Origin of the sequence: Zoogloea sp. LCSB751, assembly GCF_002028455.1 — a bacterium.
Classification (GTDB): Bacteria; Pseudomonadota; Gammaproteobacteria; order Burkholderiales; family Rhodocyclaceae; genus Zoogloea.
Window position 1 is genome coordinate 1 of sequence record NZ_MWUM01000073.1, and the last position, 911, is coordinate 911.

The window sequence follows — 911 nt, forward strand, 5'->3', positions numbered from 1 at the left end:
ATAGCATAGCCATATTTGAGCAACTGATTGGCGAATAATACCCAGGCCGCCAGCAATTCTTTCTCCGTGATTTGATAATCAGGCCGCCTGAGTACCTCCAATCCCAAGCGAATCGTTGAGAGTACCGTTCGATGCCCAATGGTATTGGCCTGAAAATGCTTATCCCAGCCCTGTTGCTGTGCGTGTAAACCAACTAGCCACAACAGGCATTGAACCATCAACGCTATCAGTAGGATGATGTCGAATCGCTCTGGACTGTTGGTACGACTTTGGCGTAAGCCAAAGCCGTATGCCGGGCTTTTGAGGTCACGAAAGGTTTCCTCTATTTGCATACGTTTGGCGTACAGGTTTACCAGCTGCTTTGGGCTCCGAGATTCTGGTGGTAAATTGCTGGCTAACACCCAAGGCTCTTTCGCCGATGTTGAGTACGTTTTTGCCGATGGATGGTGGCAATTAGTCCTCGTTGAACGCTGATTTGTACGCCCCTTAGGTTTGCTACGATAAAGCGTGAGATGGCAATTGATAGGGTTAGTTTTGGTCAAGGTCTTACAACCCAGGCTCTTCGCTTGACCGTTGGCCAAGTCATGTGTACTGCGAACTGCACGCCAATTTTCAGCGCCAATATCTGCAAATTGAACTGTACCGCGAATACGGCTTAGCCAAAACCAACCATGCGCCTCAACCTCTTTGTACCAAGGCACTTTGAACCCCGCGTCAGTCACGATGAGAGGGGTAACATGCAAAGGTAAAATCTTGGCTAAGTCCGCTAAAAAACCGTTGTGGGAGGCCTTAGAGCATTGTTCTGATAGGGGATAGGACTTCTCATACAGGGTAATAGAGCGGCCATTGAAGGCTATTGAGGCGCGCAGAGCCATGATGCGTTTATGCTCTCGGATGTCTGACCAATCGAC

General features: G+C 49.1%; 1 protein-coding gene. It reads right to left on the reverse strand.

Going from position 1 to position 911, the window contains the following annotated elements; all coding sequences use genetic code 11:
• Positions 1-911 (reverse strand): IS4-like element IS10A family transposase (locus B4920_RS25780; RefSeq protein ID WP_079437592.1); only part of this gene is annotated, 911 nt, incomplete at both ends.